Raw genomic sequence first — 26,312 nt, forward strand, 5'->3', positions numbered from 1 at the left:
GGAACTAACCGGCTGTTGCTAGCAATAGGGCTCACAGCTTTTTCCGGCGACACTTCCTGAAGTCGGTACAAACGTATGCGGGGCCGGGATGCTCCTGACTGACTCTACAGACCTCCCACAACGTCGGAAAAAGCTGTATCTTGCTCTTCGTTGTACTGCAGACCTCCAGGCAAGACAAAAAATCACGGCCTTGCTGTTACACATGGCAACATCCAGGCGCCGTAGCAAGAGCCAGCCTTGGCGTACCCTATAGAATACCGTTAATGGGATCCCTCTCCTCAGGGCACGACCAACACCGGGCAGGGGGAGAGATCGATCACGCGGTGGCTCACGGAGTTGTTCTGCCCCTCTCCAGATAGGGTGAGGCCGCGGGATCCCATTACAATTAGGCTAATCTCCAGCTCGTCTGCCACATCACAGATGACAAAAGGCACCTTTCCCTCTCGATACTCACTCTTGACGCTGTTGAGGCCGATTTGATGCAGGCCAGACTCCGTTTGCTTGAGCAGGTTGTGGATGTTTTGCCGAGCTTGTTCCGCCCTCTCCGCGTCCAGCTCCGCGGCATCCAGTACAGAGAGCAAGTACACCTGACTTTTGTAGCGCTGCGCTATGTCTGCCACCAAGGGCAAGGCGTGGCTGGTCTCACGCGAGTTGTCGATGGGAAAGAGCAGCTTGTCGAACATAGTCGCGGATTCCGCGGTCAAGCCCATTCCCTATCCAAGTTGGGGGCTTGCCCTATTCTATCAATTTTACCGGGAGCTCAATGGCCTCATTCCACCCCTGCCCGTTTTCCTGTTGTCAGGGGCTCCACCTGGGCTGCTTCGCCCTAGCTGCAAACGGAGCTCCTCTGCTGTTTGGATGAGTAGCCATTCTATCATCCCGCGAAAGTCCAGCCGCCCTAAGCCATGCTGGGCTGAAGTTTACGCAATTCCTGCCAAAAATCCATTATTTTCAGATTGACCAAACTTGGAAAAGAATAATGAAAAAAGTGTCGCCCCCCAGGGCAAAACCACATTTGATCCCCTGGCTTTAGGTGGTTTCTCCACTTCTCGAGCGAAGCAGGATCCACAATGGGGTCATCCTTGCTGGCGCAAACCAACATCGGCACCGACACTTTCTGGGCTGGAATCGCTATCACCTGAAATAGGGAGTGAGGTATGGGAGAAGTATCCAAATCTTTAGCCAGAGCATAGGAGAGTGAGCGTGCTCGCCACTGTTCTGAAGTAGGTAGAAGGCTCTGGGCTATACGCACCAAGAGTTGTTCCCGACTCCAGCAAAAGATTTTTCGCTGCACATAGAAATGGGCATGCCAAGTGGTAGCAGGCCAACCTCCCACGGCCAGCAAGGTCAGAGACTGTACCCGCTGTGGGTAACGGCAGGCAAAAAGATAAGCGGCCACCCCGCTCAAGCCGTGGCCGATAAGATGAACGGGTCGATCCCAAGCTTTGAGATATTCGTATAGCAGCGTGATTACAGTCTCCAGGCTACAAGGCTCATCCTGGGTTTGGTGGTACTCCCAGTAGGCTATCCGAAAGCATTTCCTCAGGGATCCTAATAAAGGCTGATCAAAGAGCTTGAGACTGGGAGAAATGCCCAGATACAGGGCCTCAAAAGCGAGCGCAGAAGCGGAGCTTAAACTCATATTCGCTATTCCATCTCGACTGTTAAAACCATCAAGGCTGCTAGCCAAACAAAAGATCTACAAAGTCCAGTAGCCAGAAACCAACCGGCAAAGTGCGGTTGAACCATGCAATTGTGAACAGTGCAATTGCCATTGGAAAATGCGGCCCAAAGGATCCGAGCCGATCTGGATAGAGGAGAGGGGACAATACCCCTCTCCTTTCTGCAGATCCCCGAACCAGGGAGCCTCAAACCTCATTCACAGCCCAGGCAAAATCTGGGCCAACACGTCCGCACTGTTCAGGAGCATGTAGGCAAACAGGGCACCGCCAACGCCGCCCACCAGAAACCCTCCCGCCAACTGGCTCCAGCCGGCACGGGTGCGCAAGTTTTCGGGCAAGTCCTCCGATCCTGCCGGTACTCGCACCGGCTGAGGGGATCCCTGCGATTCCGCCATCAGTTGCACTCCCGGCGTCGGATAGGCCACCTCTCCATAGGGGGTGTTCACCACCGCCACCAGCCGCGAGCGCGGAAAAGAGACTCGTCCATAGATCGAAAGACAAACCGTTAGGATCAGCACCAGACCAATGGCCGCCAGCGTACCTGCCGTCAGGGCTTGCTCCGAATTCCGCAGCGGACTCAACTTGTAAAACGGCCCCACCAGGAAGTACCCATGGGCCATGCCGATCTCCAAACCGCGCAGGAAAGGCGACAAGCCCTCCCGGTAGATGGGCAGGTTTTGCAGCAGCAGCAGGGTGAGATCGCCCTGGTTTACCGGCGTGTCCAAGTTGCCCACCTGGGGATCTGTGGCTCGCACCCAGCCCCCGCGCTGGAAGTCAAAGCCGCTGGCCGCCGCCCGCGCCCGGATGGCATGCCAGATGTGCCCCGCCAAAAACAGGATCCCCAAGACAAAGTGGGCTGTAGCCAACCAGGTACGGCTGCTTACAATTCCCCTTTCGTCAGCGGCCAGCCCCAGCGGCCCGTAAAAAGCCGCAGGGTAGGCGATCTCATTGACGCTGACAAAATAGGCCGCCAAGATGCCCATGTAAGCCAGGGCCCCCAGGCTGTAGGAGAGGTAGGCTTCGCCCGAGTAGATCAAGACTTGCTTGGCCCAGGCAAAGGGGCGCGTGGCTATGTGCCACCATCCCCCCAGCACGCAGAGCAGGCCCACGTAGATGTGTCCCCCCACCAGGTCTTCCAGGTTGTCCACGGCGGCCATGCCCTGCTGACCCATCAGCGGCGTCAAGTAGGCGAAGATCCGCAGCGGATTGAGGGTGGGATCCGCAACGATCCGCACGCGGCCCAGGTTGGCATCGTACAGCCCTCCCCAAAAGAGAGCCTTGGCCACCAGCAGCCATGCACCCAGCCCCAGCAGCAGCAGGTGGATGCCGAGGATGGTGGTCATCTTGTCGTCATCTTCCCAGTCGTAGCCGAAAAACTCGGCAAAGGTTTTCCCCTTGCTCAGCACCTCTGGTCCCAAAAGGGCATGGAAGATCCCTCCTGCCCCCAGCACTGCCGAGGCAATTAGGTGCAGAACGCCCACGACAAAAAAGGGATAGGGATCCGTAACCACCCCTTCTGCGTTGACGCCGATGCCCAAGCTGGCCAGATGGGGCAACAAAATCAGCCCCTGGCTGTACATAGGTTGATTTGGATCCCAGTGGGCCACCTCGAACAAGGTCATGCCGCCGGCCCACAGCATGATCAGCCCCGCATGGGCCACGTGGGCCCCCAGCAGCTTTCCGGATAGGTTGAGCAAACGAGCATTCCCTGCCAACCAACTGACCTGAGGGGATCCCTCAGCAGAAGTAGGCGATGAAGATAGAACTGCGCCGGTCATGACAAACTCCCACAGTATCAATGACAAGTTAAGAAGCCGGGTTTGAATTACAGATTGAAGAGCGTTTTTAGTTTAGCCGTCCACTCTTTAATTCGTTTTTCCGTCAGCTCTGGTTGGTTATCTTCGTCCAGAGCAAGGCCGACAAACTCACCGTCAACCACTCCCTTAGACTCGTTGAACTCGTAGCCTTCTGTAGGCCAGGAGCCGACATTTTTGCCGCCACGCTCGGCAATTTTTTCGGCCAGGATCCCCATGGCATCTTGAAAGTTGTCGGGATAGCCCAACTGATCCCCAACTCCAAAGTAGGCTACCGTCTTACCGGAAAAATCGATCTCATCCAAATTTGGGAAAAAACCATCCCAATCAGCCTGAAGCTCCCCAATATTCCAAGTTGGACAGCCGATGATTAAGTAGTCGTACTTCTCAAAGTCCTCAATGTTGGCCTCGGCAATGTCAATTAAATCTACATTGTCTTCGCCCAGCTCTTTTTGAATCATCTCGGCAGCTCTTTCGGTATTTCCGGTTTGAGTGCCGAAAAATAGACCTATTTTTGCCATTGCTCCTACCTCGAAACTGCAAGTGCGAAGCTCAAAATCAGATGGCTAGATAGTCAATGCCTTCAGCGTGCCGTTAGGCCTGCTGTGCAGCGAGCTCTACTCTGCCGGTACGGAAATTGAATCCTCGGGCTTTCAGGGCATGGAAAAGGTGGCCCTGAAGGAAGAAAAAGGCCAGCCAAAAGTGGGCATTGGCCAGCCAAACCCTAGACGTGAGAGCCTCTCCTTGCTCAAAAAAGGGATAGCGATCCAAGCCCACCTGAAGCAGCGGCCCATAGAAAACTTCGGGATAAACCACTGGGTTAACCGCAACAAAATAGGCAGCAATAAACCCCATCAAGGCCAAAGCTCCCAGGCTGTAGGAAAGATAAGCCTCTCCCGACCAGACAAAAATTCGCTCTGCCCAGCCAAAAGGCTTGGTCACGATATGCCAAATGCCCCCCGCCACCAAGAGCAAGCCCAGCCAGAGGTGGCCGCCCACCACGTCTTCCAAAGTGTCCACCCCTGCTATCCAATGGCGTCCTTCCGCACCCAACAGGTGCCCAAACGGATTCCAATTGGGAAGGATGGTGCGCACCTCTCCCACCCCAGGGTCAAACAATCCGCCAAACACTGTTGCCTTAAGCACCAGCAGCCATGCCCCCAGTCCCAGCAGCACCAGGTGGATCCCTAGGATGGTGGTCATCTTGTTTTTGTCCTGCCAGTCATAGCTAAACAGGGGGAAGGCTTTGGCCTCCAGCACCGCCGGCCCCCGCAGGGCATGAAAAATACCGCCAAACCCCAAAAAAGCAGAGCTAATCAGATGTACGGCCCCCACCGCAAAGTAGATACCGGTATCCAGAATTTCCCCGCCGGATCCCACTCCCAGCCCCAAGCTGGCCAAGTGGGGCAACAGGATTAGCCCCTGCTCGTACATCGGCTGGGTCGGGTCAAAATTGGCCAACTCGAATAGGGTCATGATACCGGCCCAGAGAACGATGAGCCCGGCATGGGCCACGTGGGCCCCCAACAGTCGGCCAGAAAGATCGGTCAAACGGGCGTTGCCCGCCCACCAGGGGATCTGCTTTTGCAAGTTAGATTGGCCTTCTTGCGCTGATGTCGTCGCTGTCATATCCGTCTCTCCTGACTTCCCGAGTTCCTTCCAGAAAAAGGCCAGAGACCTCGCCTCAAGCCCGGCCCTGGCCTCCTGGACACATCCTTTCGAGACACGCGACCACTATTGATATTAAATCTCAATAGCGATCCCTGATATACTCTAAACTTATTGAGAAAAACTATCAAGTTCAAGAAGTTAATTTTTATTAACAACCAGAAACGATGGCAAAAAGTCCCAAGGGCTCCCCTCTAGGGAACCAGTTGGGGGAAAGAGCAAATTGTAAGCAATTACAAAAAATCTTGATTTTCTTAAGACTAAGTCTCAACAACTGGATTACAATGGGGCATCATTCAGCCAAGCCAGACAGGGCTGGGAGGAAAGGAGTCAGTGCATATGTCGGGGCATCTCAAGCTTTGGACAGGTATAGGACTTTACATTTTGGTGAGCGGGGCTGCGTGTGGGGAAACTCGAAGGGAGCCTTCTACTGGGAGCACTGGAGGCGATCCGCCAGTTCTGAGCGTGGCTTCGACGAATCCGGAGTGCCGGCCCATCCCTGTGGAAGGGGGTGGGGAGGGAGGAGAGGAAGGGGGAGGTTCTCTGGGCTTAGGCTCCACCCGGCCAGCGGTAGTGCTCGCTCCCGAACAGCAGTTTCAAGATCGCCAAATCCTCGTTGACTTTGCGGATCAGGTGGTGATCCCTGCCTACGAGCAGTTGGCAGCCGATACCCAAGCGCTGTCGCAAGCCATCCAGGCCTTTGTCAAAGATCCTAATCCGCGGACTTTAGAGGCGGCTCGCCAAGCTTGGTCTGTTGCTCGCATCACTTGGGAGGAGAGCGAAGCTTTTGCCTTCGGCCCGGCGGCCTCTTTGGGGCTAGATGCGAACTTGGACGAATGGCCCCTGAATGAGGTGGAGGTGCTGGAAGTTCTAGAAAGTGGGGATCCTCTCGCCCCGGGGATGGTGGCGGACTTAGAGAGTGGGCAAAAGGGATTTCATGCCGTTGCTTTCTTGCTTTTCGGGGTCAATAACGACAAGTCCCTGGAGGACTTTACAGAGCGGGATCGGGAATATTTAGCTGCTGTTAGTTCGGTTTTAGCGGATACGGCGGAAAAATTGCTCAAAGGCTGGACAGAGGGGGTGGAGGGATTACCTCCCTTTCGCGAAGAATGGGTGAGGGCAGGCGAGGGCAGCAATAGCTATCTCACGCTGCAGGCTGCTGCTGAAGAAATAGCCCAAGGTATTCTCGGCATGCTAGACGAGCTGGGCAACGTCAAAATTGGCGAAGCCTTTGCCCGGCAAAATCCTTTTCTCTTGGAAAGTCGCTTTGCCCACCATTCCCTACCCGAGTTTCAGGCCAATGTGCGCAGTGTTCAATATGCCTACTTGGGAGGGTTTAGGGGGAGACAAGGGCGCGGGCTCAGCCAATTTGTCCGCGGCATTGAGCCAGTTTTGGATGACCAAATTCAATTGCAATTCCAAGAGGTGGCGGCGGCCTTACAAGGGATCCCTGCTCCTATGGAAAAAAGCCTTTGTGATGCCAATGCTCGCAGCTCCATCACCGCTGCTATGGAGCAAATCCAGCGCGCCTTCGACGGCTTTTCTCAGGGAGTTGTGCCTCTCTTGCAGCAGTAGATCTCACAAACGCTAGCCGGATGCCCATAGCCTATGCATCGTATCTTACAGATCCTGATGCTGGTGGTGGGATCCTTTTGGGTGGGGAGTGTTTTGGCTCTCCAGACTGGATCCCAGCCATTGCCCCCTCGAGCGGGTGGGGAAACAACCCTTTGGAACCGCACCTCAACAGCCTACGAGCAACCGGCTCCTAACTTGGATCCTCGCTGGGCCAGGCTGCATGCTCTGGGGGACATTGCCTTTGAGGCCAGCTTCGTAACGGCTCCAGCACCCGTTAACCCCGGCTTGGGGCCTTTGTTCAACAACAACTCTTGTGCCGGCTGCCATGTCAAAAATGGCCGTGGTCAATCTGAGAAAGGACAGCGGGTGGTTAGGGTCAGCCAAGCTAGCCTCTCTCAGGTGGATACGGTTGCTGCTCCCAAACCCTCTGGATGGGAAGCCATTGCTCCTTACAGCAATACCCTTCCTGTGCCCGGCATCGGCACGCAAGTTCAAGAAAAGGCCGTTCGGGGCTATCGGCCAGAGGCCAAGGTGGAGTTGCAGTGGGTGGAACAGGCCGGACAGTACGCCGATGGAACCCCCTACAGGCTTCGTTCCCCTGTTGTGAAGCTGCTAACTCTGGAGGGAGCGCCCATTGATCCTGTCCTCATCTCCCTGCGGGTCCCTCAGCCGGTGTTTGGAGCTGGCCTACTGGAGGCAGTTCCTGAGTCTGAGATCCTAGCAGCAGCTGATCCTGACGATGCAGATGGAGATGGCATCTCTGGCCGCCCCAACTACGTCTGGGATCAAGAGCAGCAGCGCTTGGTGCTGGGACGGTTTGGTTGGAAAGCCAATGCCCCCAACCTCAGGCAACAAACTGCTGCTGCCTACGCCAACGATATGGGTGTTACGAATCCTCTCTTTCCTGCCGGGGATGGCGGCCAAGACATTGACGAGGCCACTCTCAAAGCAACAACCGTTTACGTGCAAACCCTGGCAGTTCCTGGCCGCGCCCTTTGGCAAGATCCTACGGTGCAGCGGGGAGAAAAGCTCTTTGCCCAAGCCCAGTGCGCCCAGTGTCATCGGCCAGAGTTGCGCACCGGCACCCACGAGATCGCGGCCCTGGCCAACCAAGTTATCCACTCCTACACCGACCTGCTTCTGCATGACATGGGAGAAGGACTGGCAGACCACCGCTCTGACTTCCAAGCTACAGGCAGGGAATGGCGTACACCGCCGCTGTGGGGTATTGGCCTGTCGCAAACTGTTCTGCCTCATTCCGGCTACTTGCATGATGGCCGTGCTCGCAGCCTTGAGGAGGCTATTCTTTGGCATGGGGGGGAGGCGGAACGATCTCGGGAGATATTCCGGAATATGGCTCGCGAAGATAGAGAGGCCCTAATTTATTTTCTCCGTACTCTCTAGCTACAGCTCTGCCCATTTTCTCAGCAGGTTTGCATAGACTTTGGAGATCAAATCAAAGTGGCGTGTCTTACCCAATTCCTGAAACATCTGCTGCCGCACGGTCTGTAAATCAAATAGGATCTCTCGTTCTTGCGGATCCCTAATCAAACTCTAAATCCAACTGACGGCAGCATAGCGGATCCCGCGATTTACCTGCTCAACACGGTGCAATGTCGAAGCAGGGTAGAGGATCAGGGTACCTGCCGGTAGTTTGTAAGATCGCTCTCCCTCTGGGGTCTCAATTTTCAGTTCGCCACCGTCATAGTCTTCAGAGGCACTCAAAAATAGGGTAAATGAAATATCTGTGCGCATGAGCCGATGCTGGTCGACCATAACATAAGTGCATCGTCAGTATGGGTGCTATAGGACATTCCAGCTTCGTAGCGGCTGATCAAAATGGGCTGAGGAATGAATGAGCTTGGGTCGAGCGGCCATCTGGAACAGAAAATTGGGCTCTAAAGCTGCAAAGACAATCTCCTGAATCTTCTGCTGCTGCAGGGATCCCTCGGGCAGTTGCCTATTGTTTTTGACAAACCTGGCATTCCAACTCGCTGTCAGGGCACCATCCACAAAATCTGCATCTGATAAAAGGCTCAAAGTTTGCTGCAGTTCTGCCGTGTTGAGAACATTGCCAATACACAAAAAAATATTCTGGAAACCCAAAAAATCAGAAGAGGCCAAATCCTCAGTAGCATGAAAGTTATTCCTATGTAAATCTTATCTGGCTTTGATTGCCTCTTTGGAACGAATCGGTAGAAATGGCCAGCGGAAAATCGAGCGCACTTCCCCCCTCTGCAGACCTCAACCGGTTAGAGCGTGCAAGGCTCCTGTTGCCCGCCGCAGAAACCGCAAGAGAAGGTTAAGCTAAGGCTCTGTTGGCCCCTGACCATCAGATTGGCAGGATGGGTGTCATGTTCCAGATCCAACCCCTGACCCCGGAACGGATTGCCCGTATGGCGGCGGGAGAGGTGATCGACTCTCTGGGGGCAGCCTTGCGGGAATTGCTGGAAAATGCCCTCGATGCCCGGGCCACCCGCATTCAAGTGGAGATCTGGCCGACTCGCTGGCAGGTGCGGGTGGGGGATAACGGCCACGGGATCCCGGCTTCGGAACTGGAGCAGGTGGCCCGTCGCCACACCACCAGCAAGTTGGACGGTCGCAGCCTAGGGTTTCGTGGGGAAGCCCTGCACAGCCTGGCCCGCTTGGGATCCCTGGCTATCCAAACCCGCCACGTTTCTGATGCTCACGGCTGGCTGGCTACCTACGACCGACAGGGGGAGCTGATCCACAAGCAGCCGGCAGCCACTGCCTCGGGAACGGTGGTCACGGTTGCGGATTTGTTTGCCGACTGGCCTCTGCGCCGTCGGGCTTTGCCCCAAACTCGCCCGCTCCTAACCCTGGTGCAAAATGCGGCCCTAGCCCATCCTTGGGTCAGTTGGCAGGTGCATCAGGAAGGGCAATTGCTGCTCAGCCTCTGGCCGGGAAAGTCTCTGCAAGATCTGCTGCTGCAGGTGTTGCCGCAGTTGGATCCCACGGATCTGCGCTATCGGCGGATCCAGGATGGGGATAGCGATTGGGAAGTGGTGCTGGGCCTGCCGGATCGCCTGCATCGCCCTCACCCCGATTGGATCCGCGTAGCCGTAAACGGGCGGTTCGTGCAGATGCCCGACTGGCAACGGCTGATCCAGTCGGTTTTTCACCACACGTTGCCCCGGCACCGCCATCCGCTGGTGGTTGTTCACCTGCGCCTACCCCCAGAACAAGTGGATTGGAACCGTCACCCTGCCAAAAGCGAGCTCTACCTGGAGCATCTGACGGCTCGCCAGGATCAGTTGCGCCAACACCTGCACTCCCTCCTGCAACCGGGATCCGAGCAGGCCAGCCGCCGCTCTGTGCATCTGATCCGGGCCAGCGAGGCCAAGGTGGTCTATCGAGTCTCGCCCGATTTTCAGAGCCATCTTCCTCCCTCTGACCGGCCAACTTCTCCCTTGCCTCCCCTCAGGGCGCTGGCCCAACTGCATCGGATCTACATCTTGGCGGAGCATCCCCAGGGGCTATGGCTGGTGGAGCAGCACCTGGCCCACGAGCGAGTTCGCTATGAGTACATCCAGCAGCATTGGCAACTGGTGGCACCGGCGACGCCCGTAACGCTGCAAGGACTATCGCCCCAAGCCCTGGAGCGGTTGGAGCAGTTGGGGCTGGAGCCGGAACCCTTCGGCCCCAATACCCATCTCATTCGACGCCTCCCTTTGGCTTTGGAGTCGGAAGATCCAGAAGAGGTGCAGGGATCCCTGCTAGAGCTCAGCCGTTGTCAAGATGTGCAGGCAGCCCAGGTGGCGGTGGCCTGTCGAGGGGCCTTGCGCAATGGGATCCCGCTGACCTTGGAGCAGATGCAAAAGCTGTTGGAAGCTTGGCAGCGCACCGCCAATCCCCACACTTGCCCTCATGGTCGCCCGGTCTACCTGGCCCTGGCAGAAAAAGATCTGGCCCGTTACTTCCGCCGCCGTTGGGGCCTCTGCGACCGGCCTATCTCCGACTCCAAACTGGGATCCCTATGGGAGCTGGATCCGCTGGGAGACAGGTTTGCCGCCCAGGTGCGCTCTTCTGCGTCGGATCCCACGGACGAGGCCAGTTCTGCCCCACTATAATCGGGGGTGTCCAACTGCTGAAACCCCTGAAACGCCATGGCTTCTTATCTCAAACTCAAAGCCCAAGAAGAGACCTGGCTGCAGCGCCATTCCCGTCTGATCTTGGCGATCCTGGCCGGCCTGGGATCCCTGTTGACGGCCTATCTCACCTACACCAAGCTGACGGAGCAGCCCGCTGCCTTCTGCACGGGGGATGGGGGGTGTGACCTGGTGCTCTCCAGCCGTTGGGCAGAGTTTTTGGGGATCCCGACCGCGGCTGTTGGCCTGTTGGGATTTTTGGGAGTCTTGGCGCTGGCGGTGCTGCCGGATGGGATCCCACTGGTGAAGCGGTGGCGCTGGCCGGCCCTGTTTGGCTTGGTTTCCGCCATGACCGCCTTTGAGATGTACATGCTTTACCTGATGGTGGCGGTGCTGCGGCAATTCTGCATGTATTGCACCACCGCGATCATCTTGGTGGCGGGGCTGGGGCTGGTGACCGTGCTGGGCCACCGCTGGTTGGATTGGGGCAAGCTGGTCTTTGGCTACATTCTCATAGGCTTTCTCACGTTGGTGACCACGATTGGGGTGTACGCCAACCAAGTTCCCCCGCCTAGCCCCCTGGCGGTAGGGTTGGCAGCCCACCTGCGGCAGATCGGCGGCACCATGTACGGGGCCTATTGGTGCCCCCATTGTCAAGATCAGAAAGAGCTGTTCGGGGCAGCTTTCGACCAAGTGCCCTACGTGGAGTGCTCCCCCAACGGCCCCGGCACTCCCCAAGCTCAAGAATGCACAGAAGCGGGGATCACCAGCTATCCCACCTGGATCATCAATGGCCGCACCTACACAGGCGTTCGCTCTCTGGAAGCCTTGGCAGTGGCCTCTGGCTATCCGCTGGAAGAGGGCAGATAAACCTCTGGGGTTGGGGTGAGGATGTGAACTCGGTTGCGCCCCGCCTGCTTGGCCTGGTAGAGCGCGCTATCCGCCTGCTGCAAGGCAGCTTCCGGCTCCAGGCGGTAGTCTTCGCTGAGCACGACCCCACCGATGCTGATGGTAACAGGCAGGCTGCGCTTGGGGGAGATGTCAATGGGCCGTTTGGCGATAGCCTGCCGCAGAGACTCTGCGTAGCGACCACAGCGAGAGGGGCTAAGTCCGGGCGTAAGGCAAACAAATTCTTCCCCACCATAGCGGTAGAGCAGGCTGGAAGGCCGCAGTTGATTTTGCAGCCGCCCGACGATGGCCTGCAGCACACAGTCGCCGATGTAGTGGCCGTAGCTGTCGTTGACCTGCTTGAAATGATCCACATCCATCATCAGCAGGCAGAGATAGCGGTAGCGAGCCTCCCCGCGGGGCCCCACCTGCTTGAGCAAATGGGGCAGCGCCTGATCCAGAGCTCGCCGGTTCAACGCCCCGGTCAAGGGATCCGTCAAAGACAAAGACTCCAACAACTCATTGCGGGCTCGCAATTGCCGGTTGGCCTGGGCCAAAGCTTGGGTGAGCCGCTGGAGACGTAACCCTGCCCGCACCCGCGCCCGCAGCTCCTCAGGATCGACCGGCTTGGTGATGAATTCATCCGCCCCCGCATCCAGCCCCTCTACCCGAGCCTCAACTTCAGAACGGGACGTGAGCAAAATGAAATAGACGAACTGCCCTGCTGCGGATCCCTTGAGACGGCGACAGAACTCTACCCCCGATATCTCAGGCATGACCCAATCGCAGATCACCATGTCGGGCCACTCGTTCTCTTCCAAGCTTTGCAAGGGATCCCAAGCTGCTCGGGCGCTTTCCCAGCTTTCCACGTAGTACTGAGAGCCTTTGAGAGCATCGACAATATAGCGACGGACTACTGGGTCATCATCGACAACCCAAATGCGGGGAGTCCGGGCCGGAACAGAGCTCCAAAAGGTTTCTTCTGCTGAACCAGAAGGGTGGTACGCAGAATCCAAGCCCTCCAGATCAAGGGATGGCATAGCTAAAGAGGAATCGCCCATTGTAGTCGGATCCCAATCTTAGCGCCAACAGCTAGTTGGAACCAGAACCGGGAGCGGCCAAATAAGCATGGTTGGAGACCCGCTCGCGGATCCCAAGGTGCAGTGCTTCCACAAACTGCCGCACCCGAATCGGGTCGATCATGGGAAAGGGATCCGAATAGCCTGTCGGCATGCCTGCAGAACGGGAAGACCGCTTCAGAGAACTGGCCACAATCACGCCATCTGCCCGTCGGATCAGGCTGCCGATGTTTTCGGCAGTAGCCCCCGAGCCGATGAAGAGCGGTACCTGAGGAGCAACTTTGCGGGCCAGCTCCAGCTCCTCGAGCAGGGGTGGCTTGCCGGTGGCCCAACCGGAAAGGATGATGGCATCGGCCAGGCCACGTTCCACCGTGTCGGTGATGGCCGCATCCAGACTGATGGGACCTAGGGGTTGGGCGTGTTTCACCAGCACATCGGCAAAAATCTTGATATTAGCCCCCAGCTCCCGGCGATAGCGCAGCAGGCGGTAGGCATTCCCCTCGATAATGCCTTGGTCGGTCACCATCGCCCCGCAGAGCACATTCACCCGGATGAACTGCGCCCCCACGCAGGCGGCAATTGCCAGAGCACTGCAGCCATCGTTGCGCAAGACGTTGATCCCAACCGGCAGCGAGACCAGGGTTTTCAGCCGCTGGACGATGACGGTCATGGCGCTGACCACCGCTGCGTCCACCCGATCCTTGGCAAAGGGGGCATCGTAAAAGTTCTCGACAAGGATCCCGTCTACCCCTCCTGCAGCCAGGGCAGTAGCTGCCTGTTCTGCCTGAGCGATCACCCATTCCAAGTCCCCCCCCCAACGGGGTGAGGTGGGCAGCGGCAACAAATGAACCACCCCAATGACCGGATGGGGGGTTTTGAAGAGGTGTTGCAGCAGGTTCACCGGCAAGCTTCCTCAGGGATCCCTAACGATCTTACGCCTGGATCTGACCCACAGGGGTATTCTCTGGGGGAAGTGTAACATCAGGGCTGGGGGGAGAAGAGCGGGCTAGGCCTCGGAGCAATTGCGGCACCATACCCGGCCCTTCGTAAACCCAGCCGGTGTAGACCTGCAGCAGGCTGGCTCCCGCTTCCAGTTTCTCCAAGGCGTCGGCCAAGGTGAAGATGCCCCCCACTCCGATGATGGGCAATTTTCCTTGGGTGGAGCGGTGGATGTAGCGGATGACTTGGGTGGAACGCTCCCGCAAGGGGGCACCGCTGATCCCGCCGGCTTCTGCAAGGATTGGCCTAGACTCCGCTGGTGCGAAGGGGATCCCGCGGCCAGGCAGGAAACGGGTTTTCAGGTTATCGCGGCGCAGGGTGGTGTTGGTGGCCACAATCCCGGCCAGTTGATGGTCTTGGGCCAGCTCCAGGATGCTGTCAATGTCGGGCCAGTCCAGATCGGGGGCGATCTTCACCAGGAGGGGTTTTCGCTTCTGATTTTCCCGCTGTAAGGCAGATAGGATGGGCTCCAGTTGCTCAGCAGCTTGCAGGGATCGCAGCCCCGGCGTGTTGGGGGAGCTGACGTTGACCACAAAGTAGTCCCCCAGATCCTGGAGCAGCCGGAAGCTGGCCAGGTAATCGGCAGCCGCTTCTTCTAGGGGGGTGATTTTGGCTTTGCCCAGGTTGATTCCGATGGGGATGGGACGTTGGTGTAGCCGACGCAACCGTTCGGCCAGAGCCGCCGCCCCTTGATTGTTAAAGCCCATGCGATTGAGGGCAGCGCGATCTTGGGGCAGTTGAAACAGGCGAGGTTTGGGGTTGCCCGGTTGGGGCTGAGGAGTGACGGTGCCCACCTCTACAAAACCAAACCCCAGGCTGGGCCAGACGCCCAGAGCCAGGCCATCTTTGTCGAAGCCCGCAGCCAACCCAAGGGGATTGGGAAAGGTAAGGCCCCACAGCGACACCGATAGCCGGGGATCCCGGTAGCAAAACAGTCGCTCCAGAGCCGATAGGATCCCGGTGGCCTGGGTGGCATCGATCCAATGCAAGGCGCGCAGCAGGCCCATCTTGACCGCTTCCGGGTCGGCTCTCAGCCCAGAAAAAAGCAGAGGCCACAACACATCTCGGTACAGGTTCACCGCAAAGACCCTCTACAGGTAAACTGCCCCTTGGCTGTAGCTTGCTTCCGCGTCGCAAAAATCGGTGAGCAACTGATGGACTCCGGGCTCACTGCCAGCTAAGGGATATCCCATTGCAGCACTCAACGGTAACCTCTCTGGGCTTGCTCTTTGCCGGAGATGGAGTCCCTTTGCCGCTCAAGGCTGGCTCCCCAAACTGCCCCCAAGAGTAAGGTTACCAGCAGGTGAATGCGGCCATCCAACATCACCACGTCCAAAAGCCCTGAGGCAAAAAATGCCGTCAAGGCCAGCAGCATCCCCAACAGGACGCTTTCTTGCGAGCGCCGCCAAGCTTGCCATCCCCGCGCCAAAATCCAGCCCCACAGGATCAGATGGCCCAGCAACAGCGGGATCCCACCCTCAGCCGCCAGGTGCAGGTACAAATTGTGGCAATGGCCCAGCAGCTCCGGCGGATCTTGAGCATTGTAAAGAGCGGCAAAGCTTTGCCAGCCCCAACCGGTCAAGGGCCGCTCCTGCACCATCTGCAGGGCGAATTGCCAAGCATCCAGCCGGTTGGCGGTGGAACTAAAGTAGAGCGCTTGAGGATCGAAGGTGTCTGCCAGACGGCTCCAAATCAATCGGGGCACTACGGCCCGCCAGCCCGGCCAATCCCAAGCAGCAGCCAAACCAGCCAACCCTATGCCGACCAAGATCCCGATCCCCCACCAACAGCGCCGTAGGGCCAGCCCTATCACCAGCGCCAGCCCCCCCGCTCCCCAGCCGTTGCGAGAGGCCGTCAGCAGCAACAAGAGGGATCCCAGCCCCAGCACAGCTCCCAGCCCTACTGCCTGTGGCCAGTCTCTATCGGCTCGATCCAGCCACAGCCCTGCCGCCAAACACAGGTGGATCACCAGGTAGATGGCCAGGATATTGGGGGAAGTAAAAGCTGCCGCCGGTCGCTCTCCCCCGGCAACCCCCGTGATCCAAACCGGCCCCAAGAAGAAGTGCCCCTGCCATTCCCACAGCACTTCTCCCCAACCCAAAAGCAGCATCAGCCCGCTGCCCAACACCAACATCTGGGCCAAACGCCGACGGCCTACAGGATGGAACTCCGTCCCGCTACCGCGAGAGGCCAGCGCACCGGCAAAGGCCGGCAGCATCAATAAAAAAGGCCAGTAGTTGAACATCCCCGGCAGGCTCAGTCGCCAATCCTCCCCCCAAAAGGCCACTCCCACCGCAGCCAGGCTCAGGAGAGCCGCCAGTCCAAATAGAGGATCCCGCAGGATCCGGCCACCGCAGCGGGTATAACCCTGAATCGTTCCCACCAAAGCCAACAGCAAGCTGGGGGCCAGATTCACCGGGATCAGCGCCGCTGCCGCCAGCAGCCAGCCCCTCGGCTGAGAGGGCAAGGGATCCGGCGACAGTTGTTGAGACGAAACCGGTGCCGAAGAAGACATCACTCATCCTCGATGGGGATCCCTGGCCTGACCTGCCCCTGGCCGAAGTAGCGCCCAAATTGCAGCTCGTACACCTCATCTTCATCTTGGGTTTCTACCCAGAGCTCCGAGCGGGCATAGCCCACGCACAACAGCCCATACCCCTGCTCCTTCAACTCCCGCGAAATGCCCATGGCTTCCGGCTGGTACAGGGATCCCCGCCGTACCCGCACCGCACAGGTGGTACAGGCGCCGTTGCGACAGGCAAAGGGCAGTTGGATCCCTTGGGCCTCGGCGCTGGCCAAAATGTATTGATCCGCCGGCACCTGGATTAGATAGTGAGTGTCCCGTTGGCGGTCATGGATGTGAACCGGGTAAGAAGGGACAGAAGAGGAAGAACGCATGGGGAAGTGGCCTTTTTGCAGAGATCTTTATTCATGATTCCACAGGATTCTAGCCACTGCCCTGGCAAGCCCGAATTGGCTGGGGATCCCCAGGAGCTGAAGCCGATCTGTTGGTGGGTCTAAAGATAAACAAACAGACCCCGAGTTGGTTGTTGAGATAAGCTACAGGTAGGCCTCCCAAGGAGAGCATCCCATGCTGGAAACCCCCAATGCCAATCTGGCCTCACCGGAAAAACCTTCGCCTTCCCTCTCTGCCGAAACCCTCAACAAGCTGATCGAGAGCAATGCTGAAAGTCGGCCTTGGGGGAGCTTTACAGTGCTGGAAGAGGGCCCTGGCTACAAAATCAAGCGGATCGTGGTTTTGCCCAAGCATCGCCTTAGCCTGCAGTTGCACTACCATCGCAGCGAACACTGGATCGTCGTTGCCGGCACCGCCAAGGTCACCTGCGGAGACGAAGAAAAGCTCATTACGGCCAACCAATCCACCTATGTGCCCCCTTGCACCAAGCATCGTCTGGAAAACCCCGGCGTCATCCCTCTGGTGATTATTGAGGTGCAAAATGGCCAGTACCTGGGCGAAGATGATATCGTCCGCTTCAGCGACGACTACGCCCGCGTCAACGGTGGGCAAAAGTAGCCAATCTCAAATGGCCTAGGCAAGCTTTTGGCTACTGAGGATCGGGATCCTCTAGAACAGCAGCATTGCCAGCAGGGCAACCACCAACAACAGCACAGCCCAGACAGCTTGCCAGAAGGGATGGTAGCTGGTGAGTAGTTGGCCATGGCGGGTTTGGAAGCGGGCCAGATCCAGGTAAGGGGCCACCCCCCGTCGGAACCACCCCACTGCGGATCCCTCTTGGCCGATCAACCCCCCTGCCTGGTACGCCCCGAACAGGAAGTTGCCCAGCGGCCCAAAGCGGGAAGCATAGCGTAGGAAGATCATGCCGGTCTTATCCTGGAACTTGAGATCGGAGCCAAAGCGATAGCCCGGATCCCCTCGCCCGATCACCCGCCCTTCCAACTGCATTGGCAGCCCACGCAGAGGGCTGGCGTAGGGATTGCTCATCGCCTTCAGCACGGTCAACGCCGGCGGGTTTTCCAGACTGGGGTACATCACCGTCATCTTCAGCAGCAGGCCCAAGCCCACCCCCATCAGGGTCAGCCCGGCAAACATTTCATAGAAGCCCACCTGCAAGGCCGGGATCCCGAGCAGCGCCCCCACAATCGCCCCCAGCCACTCGGCGTTCAACAGCAGCACATCCAGGAGGAAGTTCCCGTAGAGCTGTTGCCGGTTGAGCTGCTTGCCCTGGGCAACCACGCTGGCCATATCGAACTCCACCGGCAGATCCAGTTGCTCCGCATAGGTGCCCAGCGCCCGCACCCGTTTGCCCGTGAGGGGATGGGTGGAGTTCAGCTCCATCCACCAGGCCCAAGGGTTAAACAGATCCCACAAAAATACCCTGCCCACCTGGCCGGGATCCGAGGCAACCCGGTAGGCCGTCCCCGCCGTAACAGCCGCCTTGGCATCGTAGATCCCCAAAGCCCGCGTTCCTTCCAGCAGGCGAGCACTGCGCTGTCGGGTTTCCTCATCCCGCTCCCGCTCTCCCTCTTGCACAATGCCGTAGGCAATTTTCACCAAAGCCCGCGAGAGCCCATTGGGGTTGCCGGTGGTTTCGGCAGCAAAGTGGTCGGCAAAGTACTCCCGCACCCGCGACAGATACAGCAACAAGTAGGAGCCGGCCACATAGAAAAAGTAGGCGACCAAGGCCAGGGAGCGGAGGCTGCCCCTTTTGCCGTTGTCGCGCGCATCCCGCATGTAGACGTAAAGAAGGTAGAGAATCTGCACCAGCGTGGAAGCCAGGGTCATGACGGCGAAATCCCAGTGGATCACATGCCCCAGCTCGTGGGCGTAAACTGTAGCCACCTCCTCATCTTCCAAGTAGGTGAACAATCCTTCGCTGACAACAATGCGGGCCGTGTCCGGCAGGCTGCCATAGGTGAAGGCGGTGGGGTTTTGGTCGCGGATCAGCCCCAGCTTCGGCTGCTTCAGCTTGTACTGTCGGCAGACCCGTTCAATGACCTCCGCACTCTCTGGGCTGCGACGCCCGATTTCCGCCAAGCTCACCCACTCGGTGCCATAGAGGCTGTGCTGGATCCAGTCCATCAGCCAGGGAGACAAGAAGAAAATCAAAGCGTTGAAGGCGAGGGTGAGCAGAACGGCAAGGATGAAAAAGCCCAAGGAAAATCCCCCCTCTGAGACGCCCAAGATGGCCAGGAAAAGCACAAACACCATGCCAAACAACAGGCTCAGAGTCACGCCTGCGGCCATTGTCAGGTTGCCGGCAAAGCTGGCCAACATTAGCGAAACCCCCACCTGAGGGGCGCGGTAGCTGCGCTTGGTTTGTCCGGTTTTGAGACCTGAGGTGGCGGGATCCAATTCCGCTAGGGTGCGGCTGGGGTTGAAGCAATAGCGGCTCAGCCAAACGCTCAATAGACGCAGCTCGTGAGGATTCAGGCTTTTCAGAGGCTCCAGCCACAAGGCCGCTTCCACCGATAACATCACCGTCGAGACGGCGCTGGGATTGCGAAACAAGGTGGGCAGGAGGGGCAGAACCTCCTGCTTTTGCCCAGAAGTGAGGCCGTGAAAACCCAAAACCGCCTGGCGGAGCAAACCAGGCGGCTGAGGAAGGTCGGCGGTAAGCAACTGGCGATTGCTGACAAAGCAGTGGCGGCTTAGATCCGGACTCTCCGGGGACTCCGTCCCACTGACGGGTTCGCGAGAGGGTCGCGTAGCGGTAAAGTGCTCTGCACTGCTAACACGACCGGGATCCACCTTGTCTGTCGCCGGCTCCGGATCCAGCCTCACCTGAGTTTTCCAGTCGGCAGCCTGCTGGCCCATGGGGCGGCTGTAGAGGGCCAACCGTTTGACTTGGGGGTAGCGAGTGGGAATCGCCTTCTGGAACCAGGCCGTCAACTCCTCATAGTTGAGAGCAAGGCCGGCAGGGCGGTTGATCATAATGACGAGGGCATAAGCCTTGGGACTCTCCTGGAGCGGTTGGGCTTTGGCCTGTAACCTAAGGCGGGGATTGGCCAGCGCCTGCTCCAGCCACTGCACCACTTCCTGTTCGTTCATGGCCCTCTCCCGGATCTAGTGGGGTGAAGAAGATCAACTATTCATCAACCATTCAACTGTTGCCTCGGTTGCCGACTGCCGATTGGCCTCACGGGAGCTATTCTGGCATTTCCTCCCGTTGACGGGATCCCCATCCTCCTACCAGCCCAGTACAGTTCCCCTTCTGGGAGAGCCTGAGCTTTGGGAATTTTTGGCTACAAAATCGAGCGCTGCCCTTCTGGGCTGATACCAATAATGGTGAGCTGGCAATCCAACACTTTGAAACCGTACTTTTCTGCCACCTTCTGGGTGATGTTAAGAATGGCGTTGTTTTTGAACTCGATCACCTTGTTGGTCTTGACGCACACCAGATGGTGGTGGTGGTGGGGGGCCGGCTGGTTGATCTCGTAATGTTTGTGCCCTTCGGTCAGTTCCAGTTCTCGCAAAATGCCCATGCGGGACATCAGCTTGACGGTGCGGTAAATGGTGGAAAGGCTAATGTTGTGGCCTTCTTCCCGCAACTTTTTGTGCAACTCCTCCGCGCTCAGATGCGTGCCCTCAGGCAAGTTTTGAAACGTTTGCAGGATGATCTCCCGCTGCCGAGTGGCTCGCCAGCCTTTGGCATTGAGCTCTGCCTTGAACGCCTCTTCGGTGTAGACCATGATGCCGCCCCTCCGCTGTTGGGCAACGTCGCCGTAACAGTCAATAAGTTCTGTAATTGATAATAACTTCATTTATGACGACACCACCCGACTTGGTTGCTGAAGACATCGTTCAGGCTCAGTTCAGGCCCAATAGAACAGGGACGCAACTGAGGCGCATGGGCTGCCGGGAGAGCCTCGGGAAGGGTGCGGGAAACCCAATCCCTCATCCATCCGGGATGAGCTAGCCTACAGAGCAGAGCCATGTGGCGGACTGTTTCTGGTGTTCGGGCGCGCCTAGGCTAACATACTCAAGAAAAGGCCCGCGGCATCCTGACAGCGTTGGCAAGCGTAGTGATCGGAGAAGGAAAACGAAAATGCGGTTTGAGCAGCCCAAAACCTATTCCATTTCTCTGGGTGGCTGGGGGTTCTGGCTGGGATCCCTGGCGTTGGCAGCTTTGCTGACCAGTGTCGGGCTGGGGTGGCTGGTCACTGGATTGGTGGCCCTGTTGCTGCTTTTGCTGTCCTTGCCGGTGTTGGTGCTCCTGGCCTTTCGCTGGTGGGCGCGCCGCTGGATCACGACGGATCGCTGCCCGGTGTGTGGGTCAGAATCGCAAGCCATTGAGGGCAGCCATTTCTTTTGCCCCAATTGTGGAGAGCCGCTGTTTGTTGCAGACGGACGTTTTTATCGGCAAACGCCCCCCGGCACCATCGATGTAGAGCCTGTGGAAGAGGGTGGCTGGGAATTGACGAGCTGAGGGATCCGTCCCCTCCACCGTTGGGATGTTCAGAGGGGGCTTCCCGTGAAACGCGCTATGCCTATGGCAGGGGAACCGCGCCGCCATCGCGAACGACATCTGCGGGGCTGGCCCAGCAGACAGCTGGTTTCCAGCTGGGTTGGACTGTTCTCGGCGGCAATTCTGTTGCTGGGTTTGTCTCCCCATTCCCAGGCGACGGAGCAGGGATCCCTGCAACCTCAGGTGGAAACTTATCTGGCTCAGTTGGCCGGTCGGGGGTTTTCGCCCACAGCTCAGGGGGTTTGGCTGCAGATGGAGGATCCTTCGCCTCAGCGGGACAGAATCCTTGTTTTGGGACAGCATCAGGGATCCACACCCTTGCCGGCAGCTTCTTTGACCAAGGTGGCAACGACACTGGCCGCTTTGCAGCACTTTGGCCCGCAGCACCGCTTTGTTACCACCTGGCTGGCCACTGGCCCCTTAACTGCTGAGGGAGTTCTACAGGGGGATCTCTGGGTTCTGGGGGGGGAGGATCCCTTGTTTGTCTGGGAGGAAGCCTTCTCCGTCGGCAACCTGCTCAGTGCTCATGGGATCCGCCAGGTGCGCGGGGATCTGGTGGTGGTGGGCCGCTTTTACATGAACTTTTCCCGGGATGTGGCGCAATCGGGATCCCTGTTGCGGCAGGGGCTGGATGCGCGGCGCTGGCCGCCAGAGGCGGAGGCCCAATTTCAAACCTTACCCCCCGGCACACCCAGACCGCAGGTGGAGATCTTGGGTTCGGTGCGGGTTGCCCAGCAGATCCCGCCCGGCGCTCAGGTTTTGCTCAGACATGAGTCCCCCCCCCTCATTCACCTGGTCAAGCTGATGAACCTCTACAGCAACAACTCCATGGCCGAGATGTTGGCCGATGCGGTGGGGGGTGCTGACCAGGTGGCGCAAATTGCCCGAGCCATCACCGGGATCCCGCCCGAAGAGCTACACCTGATCAATGGTTCCGGGTTGGGGGTGGAAAACCGCATTTCTCCGCGGGCCAATGTAGCTTTGCTTCGAGCGATCCAATCTCTTCTGGAGGAGCAGGGGCTCTCTCTTGCCGATGCTTTTGCCGTCGTTGGCCAAGATGTGGGAGTGTTGGAGCGGCGTCTGTTGCCAGGGATCCTAATTGCCAAGTCGGGCACCTTGAGGAGCGTCAGCACCTTGGCGGGTGTATTGCCAACCGAGCAGGGGGACATCTGGTTTGCCCTGATGAATGGCGGATCCGATCTGGTCGGCTTTCGCACCCAGCAGGGACAATTCCTCAGCCAGCTCCAGTCCCAATGGGGATCCCCTGCCACCTTGCCTGAGCGTTGGATCCCTCGCTCTGGAGATACGGGATCCCGCACAGAGCTGAACCCGCGTCTTTGAAACTGTGCCCAACCGGTTCTCTCTCAGCCCAGAGTGACCTCGGTCGCGTTAGCGGAACGCAGTCCTATGTCCGCCCTCCCAGTTTGGGAATTGAGATCGACTTGGCCCGCTGTCAACAGCCCTCAACCCAGAAACCTCGTCCAGCAATTCCCGATGGGGCGTACAGGGATCGAACCTGTGTAAGGCAAATTATGAGTTTGCTGCCTAAACCGCTCGGCCAACGCCCCTGATTCTTCTACTCTAGCGCTCTTGCCTTCTCCAGAACCGGCTGAAAACAGGATAAGCTGCATGTCGGTGGTTAGGGTCTGACGCCATGGCTGCGCCGCGTTCTTGGCAGGGGCAAATGGCCCTGGGCTTGGGGCTGATTGTTTTGTCCTCGGCTCTCTGTTTCGGTTTCTTGGCCGTTGGGCAGCACTATCTCTACGGGGATGGATCCGCTGTGGATTTCCAGCCTGCCGGGGAGAGTTTGGCCTTGTCTTCCGCCCCCGAGATTGGACTTCCGACGACACCGCCCCTCCCTAACCCCCCCTCTTCCGACAGCAATCTTCCTGAGGGATCCCCACTGCAACTCTGGTTTGTTACTTTTTTAACCGTGTTTGTGGCGGAAATGGGCGACAAAACCCAGTTGGCAACCTTGCTCATGAGTGCCCAATCCCAATCGCCTTGGGCGATCTTTTTCGGTTCCGCCGGTGCCTTGGTGACCGCCAGTTTTTTCAGCGTGGTGCTGGGAGAAGGTCTGGGCCAAGTCATTCCCCCGGGCTGGCTACAATGGTTGGCGGGTGCAGGGTTCCTGATGATCGGGGGCTATGTATTATGGCAGGAGTGGCGGGGGAACAAGCTCCCAGAGGGCTAGCCTCCCTGAGCAGCCGATGCCAACCCGGCAGGACAGAGTGGAGAACAACCGAGGAACGTGTTGATCCAAGACAACGACAGCCAAACTCCATCTTTTTTGCTGCGGCAAATGGCCGGACGGGCCGCCCTAGTGAGCTTTGGCTCGATTCTGCTGGCCGAAATGGGCGATAAAACCCAATTGGCGACCCTGCTCCTCAGTGCCCGCTCGCAAAACGCTGGGGTAATCTTTTTGGGCGCTGCTGCTGCTTTGATCAGCACCAGCCTAATTGGGGTGTGGGCAGGAGCTTGGGTGGCCCGCCTGATCCCACCTCGCTGGATCAAAACCCTGGCAGGCGTGGGGTTTGTTGTGATGGGCCTAGTCTTGTTGTGGGGATCCCTGCCAATAGCCGGTTGAGCAGAAAGCCCCAGAAAAGTTCCAACCAGGCATGTTACGATGGGGAGCGCCTTATTTCAGCACTCCACCACATACCGGATAGCCGGTTAGGAAAACCAGCATGGCCAAAAAACGCAACCTGAAGCGGGAAAAAGCCGAGCGCAACCGCGAATATGCCAAACAGTTCCAAAAAAGTCGTGCTCGCAATGGCCGCCGCTTCCGTTCTGCCCCCCGCGACAACGAGGCCAGCGCTGGCGAAGAACAGCAGTAAGGTTGTTTTTGTCGAGATGCTCTGTCGGTCAATCCTGTGAGCGGAGCTAGTTCAACAAACCTGCTATCGTATGCAGGGGTGGGCCGGAGCGGATAAGCATGAAATATCGACGGATTCTACTGAAGTTGAGTGGTGAAGCCCTGATGGGGGAGCGCCCCTACGGGATCGACCCCGAGGTCTTGAAGTCCATTGCCGGCGAAGTGGCCTCAGTGGTACGGGCCGGTGTGCAGGTGGCGATTGTGGTGGGAGGGGGTAACATCTGGCGCGGGCGCAAAGAGGCGGCTGCCCAAGGGATGGATCAGGCTTCTGCCGACTACGTAGGGATGCTGGCCACCGTCATCAACGCCTTAACCCTGCAGGATGCCATTGAGCGAGCCGGGATCCCCACCCGGGTGCAGACGGCCATCGCCATGCAGGAGGTGGCGGAGCCCTATATTCGTCGCCGCGCCATTCGTCACCTGGAAAAGGGGCGGGTGGTGATTTTTGGGGCAGGATCTGGCAACCCCTTCTTCACCACCGATACCACTGCGGCCTTGCGGGCGGCGGAGATCGATGCCGAGGTGATTTTCAAAGCCACCAAGGTGGACGGAGTTTACGATGCGGATCCCAAGACTCACCCTCAGGCCCGCCGCTACGATGTCCTCAGCTATCAGGATGTGCTGAACCGCGATCTGCGGGTTATGGACAGCACCGCCATCGCCCTCTGCAAGGAAAATCAATTGCCCATCGTGGTCTTTGACCTGACTACCCCTGGCAATATTTATCGAGTGGTGCAGGGAGAACCCATCGGCACTTGGATCGGACAGCGGACGGTCGAGAACAACGGGATCCCCAGCCCAGGAGAGTTGATCCCAAGTTAGGGGGGAAATCGGCCTTGAGAGTCCGGCGACGCCCTAGCCAGGATTGAGTCCGAAGGATAGCCTGGCTCAAGGGTGTGCTCAGGCCGTTTGGAGGGAAAGGCAATGACAGATCAGGTTCAGCATTCGGCCCAAAAGGATCCCGTCTCGCCCAAATGCTCTGCTGCCCAAAGCGCTGTGCCTGCGGCACCCCATGTCGCTAAGCAACGCTTACGCGAACGCTGGGGTCGGCGTCTTTTGCAGAGCTTGATTTTCCTGTTGGTTCTGGTCGGGGGATTGGGCTACTGGCAGTGGCAGACCTGGCTCCAGCCGGTGGGCGGCCCAGAACCGATCCAAGTAACAATCCAGCCGGGCAGCAGCAGCCGTCTGATCGGGCAAAAACTGCGCCAAGCAGGGGTGATTCGCTCAGCTCTGGCTTGGGAGCTGTGGAGCCGCACCTTCGGGCGCGACTGGGTGTTTCAGGCGGGCACCTACGCTTTGGATCCCAACCAGGACATGCTGGCCGTGGCCCAGCAACTGCGGCAGGGAAGGATCCTGCAAAGACGTCTGACCATCCCGGAGGGTTGGCGCATCGAGCAAATGGCAGAGGCTCTGGCCCAGCGCAACTGGCTGGCAGCCGATGCCTTCATTGCCGTGACCCGGGTGATTCCCCCCCTCGATTGGCTGCCCCCCCACTTGAGCTCTCTAGAAGGCTACCTGTTCCCAGACACCTATCTTTTCCCCATCGAACAGGTGGAGGGATCCCTGCCGGATCAAGAAAAGGCCCAAATAGTGGTCAACGCCATGCTGCAGCGATTTGTCGCGGTGGCCCTGCCCCTGTTCCGCCAACATACCCCTTCCCTGTCTCTGCACGAGTGGGTCACCTTGGCCAGCATTGTGGAGCGGGAGGCCGTGGTGCCGGAAGAACGCGCTTTGATTGCAGGTGTCTTCCTGAACCGGCTTAAGAAAGGGATCCCCCTGGGAGCCGATCCGACGGTGGAATATGCCTTGAATATCCGGCAAACCCCAGATCGCCGCCTCACCCTTGCGGAGGTGCGCACCCCCTCTCCCTACAACACCTACCTCAACCCGGGCTTGCCCCCTGGTCCCATCGCCAGTCCGGGCTTGGCCAGCCTAAAAGCCGTTTTGCAGCCTGAGCAAACCGACTATCTCTACTTTGTGGCCCGCTACGATGGCACCCACGTTTTCAGCAAAACCCTAGCAGAGCACGAGGCAGCCCAATTGCAAATTATTCAAGAGCGCCGACAAGCTGCCCAGGAATCCCCCCACAGTCCTCAACCAAGTCCTTAGCCGAGGAGGGCTGACAGCAGTAGGCCGAAAACCTTACAGTAGTCAACATTGGCTACCTAAAGCTGG

General features: G+C 58.2%; 24 protein-coding genes, 1 tRNA gene and 1 pseudogene. 12 read left to right on the plus strand and 14 right to left on the minus strand.

Going from position 1 to position 26,312, the window contains the following annotated elements:
- Window positions 1-278 precede the first annotated feature (278 nt).
- The 5 genes from NW816_RS00795 to NW816_RS00815 form a co-directional block, all read right to left on the minus strand.
- Window positions 279-683 carry a universal stress protein gene (locus NW816_RS00795; RefSeq protein ID WP_414407901.1) on the minus strand — a complete coding sequence of 135 codons (405 nt, stop codon included), beginning with the start codon at window positions 681-683 and terminating at the stop codon, window positions 279-281.
- Window positions 684-898: 215 nt separating this feature from the next.
- Window positions 899-1,642, minus strand: coding sequence for an alpha/beta fold hydrolase (locus NW816_RS00800; RefSeq protein WP_414407902.1), 744 nt, complete (start codon window positions 1,640-1,642; stop codon window positions 899-901).
- 237 nt (window positions 1,643-1,879) lie between these two features.
- The gene (locus NW816_RS00805; RefSeq protein ID WP_414374509.1) at window positions 1,880-3,460 is read right to left on the minus strand and encodes a chlorophyll a/b binding light-harvesting protein; all 1,581 of its coding nucleotides are present in this window, start codon (window positions 3,458-3,460) and stop codon (window positions 1,880-1,882) included.
- Between the two features lie 47 nt (window positions 3,461-3,507).
- The gene (gene fldA, locus NW816_RS00810) at window positions 3,508-4,017 is read right to left on the minus strand and encodes a flavodoxin FldA (protein ID WP_414407903.1); all 510 of its coding nucleotides are present in this window, start codon (window positions 4,015-4,017) and stop codon (window positions 3,508-3,510) included.
- 73 nt (window positions 4,018-4,090) lie between these two features.
- Window positions 4,091-5,125, minus strand: coding sequence for a chlorophyll a/b binding light-harvesting protein (locus NW816_RS00815; protein WP_414381561.1), 1,035 nt, complete (start codon window positions 5,123-5,125; stop codon window positions 4,091-4,093).
- A 504-nt stretch (window positions 5,126-5,629) separates the two neighbouring features.
- Here NW816_RS00815 and NW816_RS00820 point away from each other — a divergent pair.
- Window positions 5,630-6,739 carry an imelysin family protein gene (locus NW816_RS00820; RefSeq protein ID WP_414407904.1) on the plus strand — a complete coding sequence of 370 codons (1,110 nt, stop codon included), beginning with the start codon at window positions 5,630-5,632 and terminating at the stop codon, window positions 6,737-6,739.
- A gap of 33 nt (window positions 6,740-6,772) precedes the next feature.
- Window positions 6,773-8,143: a di-heme oxidoredictase family protein gene (locus NW816_RS00825; protein WP_414407905.1), complete on the plus strand. Its 1,371-nt coding sequence runs from the start codon at window positions 6,773-6,775 to the stop codon at window positions 8,141-8,143.
- Here NW816_RS00825 and NW816_RS00830 read toward each other — a convergent pair.
- Window positions 8,144-8,830: pseudogene (locus tag NW816_RS00830) on the minus strand (Fe2+-dependent dioxygenase).
- A gap of 263 nt (window positions 8,831-9,093) precedes the next feature.
- Between NW816_RS00830 and mutL the strand changes: the two are divergent.
- Together mutL and NW816_RS00840 are read left to right on the plus strand one after the other, a co-directional pair.
- Entirely contained in the window at window positions 9,094-10,830 is a 1,737-nt protein-coding gene (gene mutL / locus NW816_RS00835; protein ID WP_414407906.1) for a DNA mismatch repair endonuclease MutL, read from the plus strand.
- A gap of 36 nt (window positions 10,831-10,866) precedes the next feature.
- Window positions 10,867-11,718, plus strand: a complete 852-nt coding sequence (locus NW816_RS00840; protein WP_414407907.1) for a vitamin K epoxide reductase family protein — start codon at window positions 10,867-10,869, stop codon at window positions 11,716-11,718.
- Here NW816_RS00840 and NW816_RS00845 read toward each other — a convergent pair.
- The 5 genes from NW816_RS00845 to NW816_RS00865 all read right to left on the minus strand — a co-directional run bounded on the left by NW816_RS00845 (window position 11,694) and on the right by NW816_RS00865 (window position 16,712).
- Window positions 11,694-12,776 (minus strand): diguanylate cyclase, encoded by a 1,083-nt coding sequence (locus NW816_RS00845; RefSeq protein ID WP_414407908.1) that lies wholly within the window; start codon window positions 12,774-12,776, stop codon window positions 11,694-11,696. The two genes, NW816_RS00840 and NW816_RS00845, sit on opposite strands and share 25 nt — an antisense overlap.
- 52 nt (window positions 12,777-12,828) lie before the next feature.
- Window positions 12,829-13,716, minus strand: a complete 888-nt coding sequence (gene btpA / locus NW816_RS00850) for a photosystem I biogenesis protein BtpA (RefSeq protein ID WP_414407909.1) — start codon at window positions 13,714-13,716, stop codon at window positions 12,829-12,831.
- 31 nt (window positions 13,717-13,747) lie between these two features.
- Window positions 13,748-14,893, minus strand: coding sequence for a quinone-dependent dihydroorotate dehydrogenase (locus tag NW816_RS00855; RefSeq protein ID WP_414407910.1), 1,146 nt, complete (start codon window positions 14,891-14,893; stop codon window positions 13,748-13,750).
- Between the two features lie 122 nt (window positions 14,894-15,015).
- On the minus strand, window positions 15,016-16,329 hold the full coding sequence (locus tag NW816_RS00860) for an O-antigen ligase family protein (protein WP_414407911.1): 1,314 nt from the start codon (window positions 16,327-16,329) through the stop codon (window positions 15,016-15,018).
- Window positions 16,329-16,712 (minus strand): 2Fe-2S iron-sulfur cluster-binding protein, encoded by a 384-nt coding sequence (locus tag NW816_RS00865; protein ID WP_011433852.1) that lies wholly within the window; start codon window positions 16,710-16,712, stop codon window positions 16,329-16,331. Before NW816_RS00865 ends, NW816_RS00860 begins: the two co-directional genes overlap by 1 nt.
- A gap of 193 nt (window positions 16,713-16,905) precedes the next feature.
- Between NW816_RS00865 and NW816_RS00870 the strand changes: the two genes are divergently transcribed.
- Window positions 16,906-17,349, plus strand: a complete 444-nt coding sequence (locus NW816_RS00870) for a phosphomannose isomerase type II C-terminal cupin domain (protein WP_011433853.1) — start codon at window positions 16,906-16,908, stop codon at window positions 17,347-17,349.
- 51 nt (window positions 17,350-17,400) lie between these two features.
- On the opposite strand, the gene NW816_RS00875 is transcribed toward NW816_RS00870, so the two are convergent.
- Together NW816_RS00875 and NW816_RS00880 are read right to left on the minus strand one after the other, a co-directional pair.
- Window positions 17,401-19,845 carry a M48 family metalloprotease gene (locus tag NW816_RS00875; protein WP_414407912.1) on the minus strand — a complete coding sequence of 815 codons (2,445 nt, stop codon included), beginning with the start codon at window positions 19,843-19,845 and terminating at the stop codon, window positions 17,401-17,403.
- A 194-nt stretch (window positions 19,846-20,039) separates the two neighbouring features.
- Complete coding sequence (locus tag NW816_RS00880; protein WP_011433855.1) at window positions 20,040-20,486, minus strand: Fur family transcriptional regulator; 447 nt, start codon at window positions 20,484-20,486, stop codon at window positions 20,040-20,042.
- Window positions 20,487-20,842: 356 nt separating this feature from the next.
- Between NW816_RS00880 and NW816_RS00885 the strand changes: the two genes are divergently transcribed.
- Together NW816_RS00885 and NW816_RS00890 are read left to right on the plus strand one after the other, a co-directional pair.
- Entirely contained in the window at window positions 20,843-21,223 is a 381-nt protein-coding gene (locus tag NW816_RS00885; RefSeq protein ID WP_414381531.1) for a hypothetical protein, read from the plus strand.
- Between the two features lie 45 nt (window positions 21,224-21,268).
- The gene (locus NW816_RS00890) at window positions 21,269-22,603 is read left to right on the plus strand and encodes a D-alanyl-D-alanine carboxypeptidase (protein ID WP_414407913.1); all 1,335 of its coding nucleotides are present in this window, start codon (window positions 21,269-21,271) and stop codon (window positions 22,601-22,603) included.
- A gap of 154 nt (window positions 22,604-22,757) precedes the next feature.
- Here the strand turns inward: NW816_RS00890 and NW816_RS00895 are convergent.
- Window positions 22,758-22,830: transfer RNA gene (locus NW816_RS00895), tRNA-Ile, on the minus strand.
- An 86-nt stretch (window positions 22,831-22,916) separates the two neighbouring features.
- Here NW816_RS00895 and NW816_RS00900 point away from each other — a divergent pair.
- The 5 genes from NW816_RS00900 (at window position 22,917) to mltG (ending at window position 26,246) form a co-directional block, all read left to right on the plus strand.
- Complete coding sequence (locus NW816_RS00900; protein WP_414407914.1) at window positions 22,917-23,456, plus strand: TMEM165/GDT1 family protein; 540 nt, start codon at window positions 22,917-22,919, stop codon at window positions 23,454-23,456.
- A gap of 57 nt (window positions 23,457-23,513) precedes the next feature.
- A complete protein-coding gene (locus NW816_RS00905; RefSeq protein ID WP_414344835.1) occupies window positions 23,514-23,849 on the plus strand; it encodes a TMEM165/GDT1 family protein in 336 nt (111 codons plus the stop codon).
- Window positions 23,850-23,949: 100 nt separating this feature from the next.
- Window positions 23,950-24,099, plus strand: a complete 150-nt coding sequence (locus tag NW816_RS00910) for a hypothetical protein (protein ID WP_011433860.1) — start codon at window positions 23,950-23,952, stop codon at window positions 24,097-24,099.
- 98 nt (window positions 24,100-24,197) lie between these two features.
- The gene (gene pyrH / locus NW816_RS00915; protein ID WP_011433861.1) at window positions 24,198-24,959 is read left to right on the plus strand and encodes a UMP kinase; all 762 of its coding nucleotides are present in this window, start codon (window positions 24,198-24,200) and stop codon (window positions 24,957-24,959) included.
- 102 nt (window positions 24,960-25,061) lie between these two features.
- Window positions 25,062-26,246 carry an endolytic transglycosylase MltG gene (mltG, locus tag NW816_RS00920; protein WP_414407915.1) on the plus strand — a complete coding sequence of 395 codons (1,185 nt, stop codon included), beginning with the start codon at window positions 25,062-25,064 and terminating at the stop codon, window positions 26,244-26,246.
- Window positions 26,247-26,312 lie beyond the last annotated feature (66 nt).

Origin of the sequence: Synechococcus sp. W55.1, assembly GCF_047461655.1 — a bacterium.
In the GTDB taxonomy this organism is placed as follows: domain Bacteria; phylum Cyanobacteriota; class Cyanobacteriia; order Thermostichales; family Thermostichaceae; genus Thermostichus.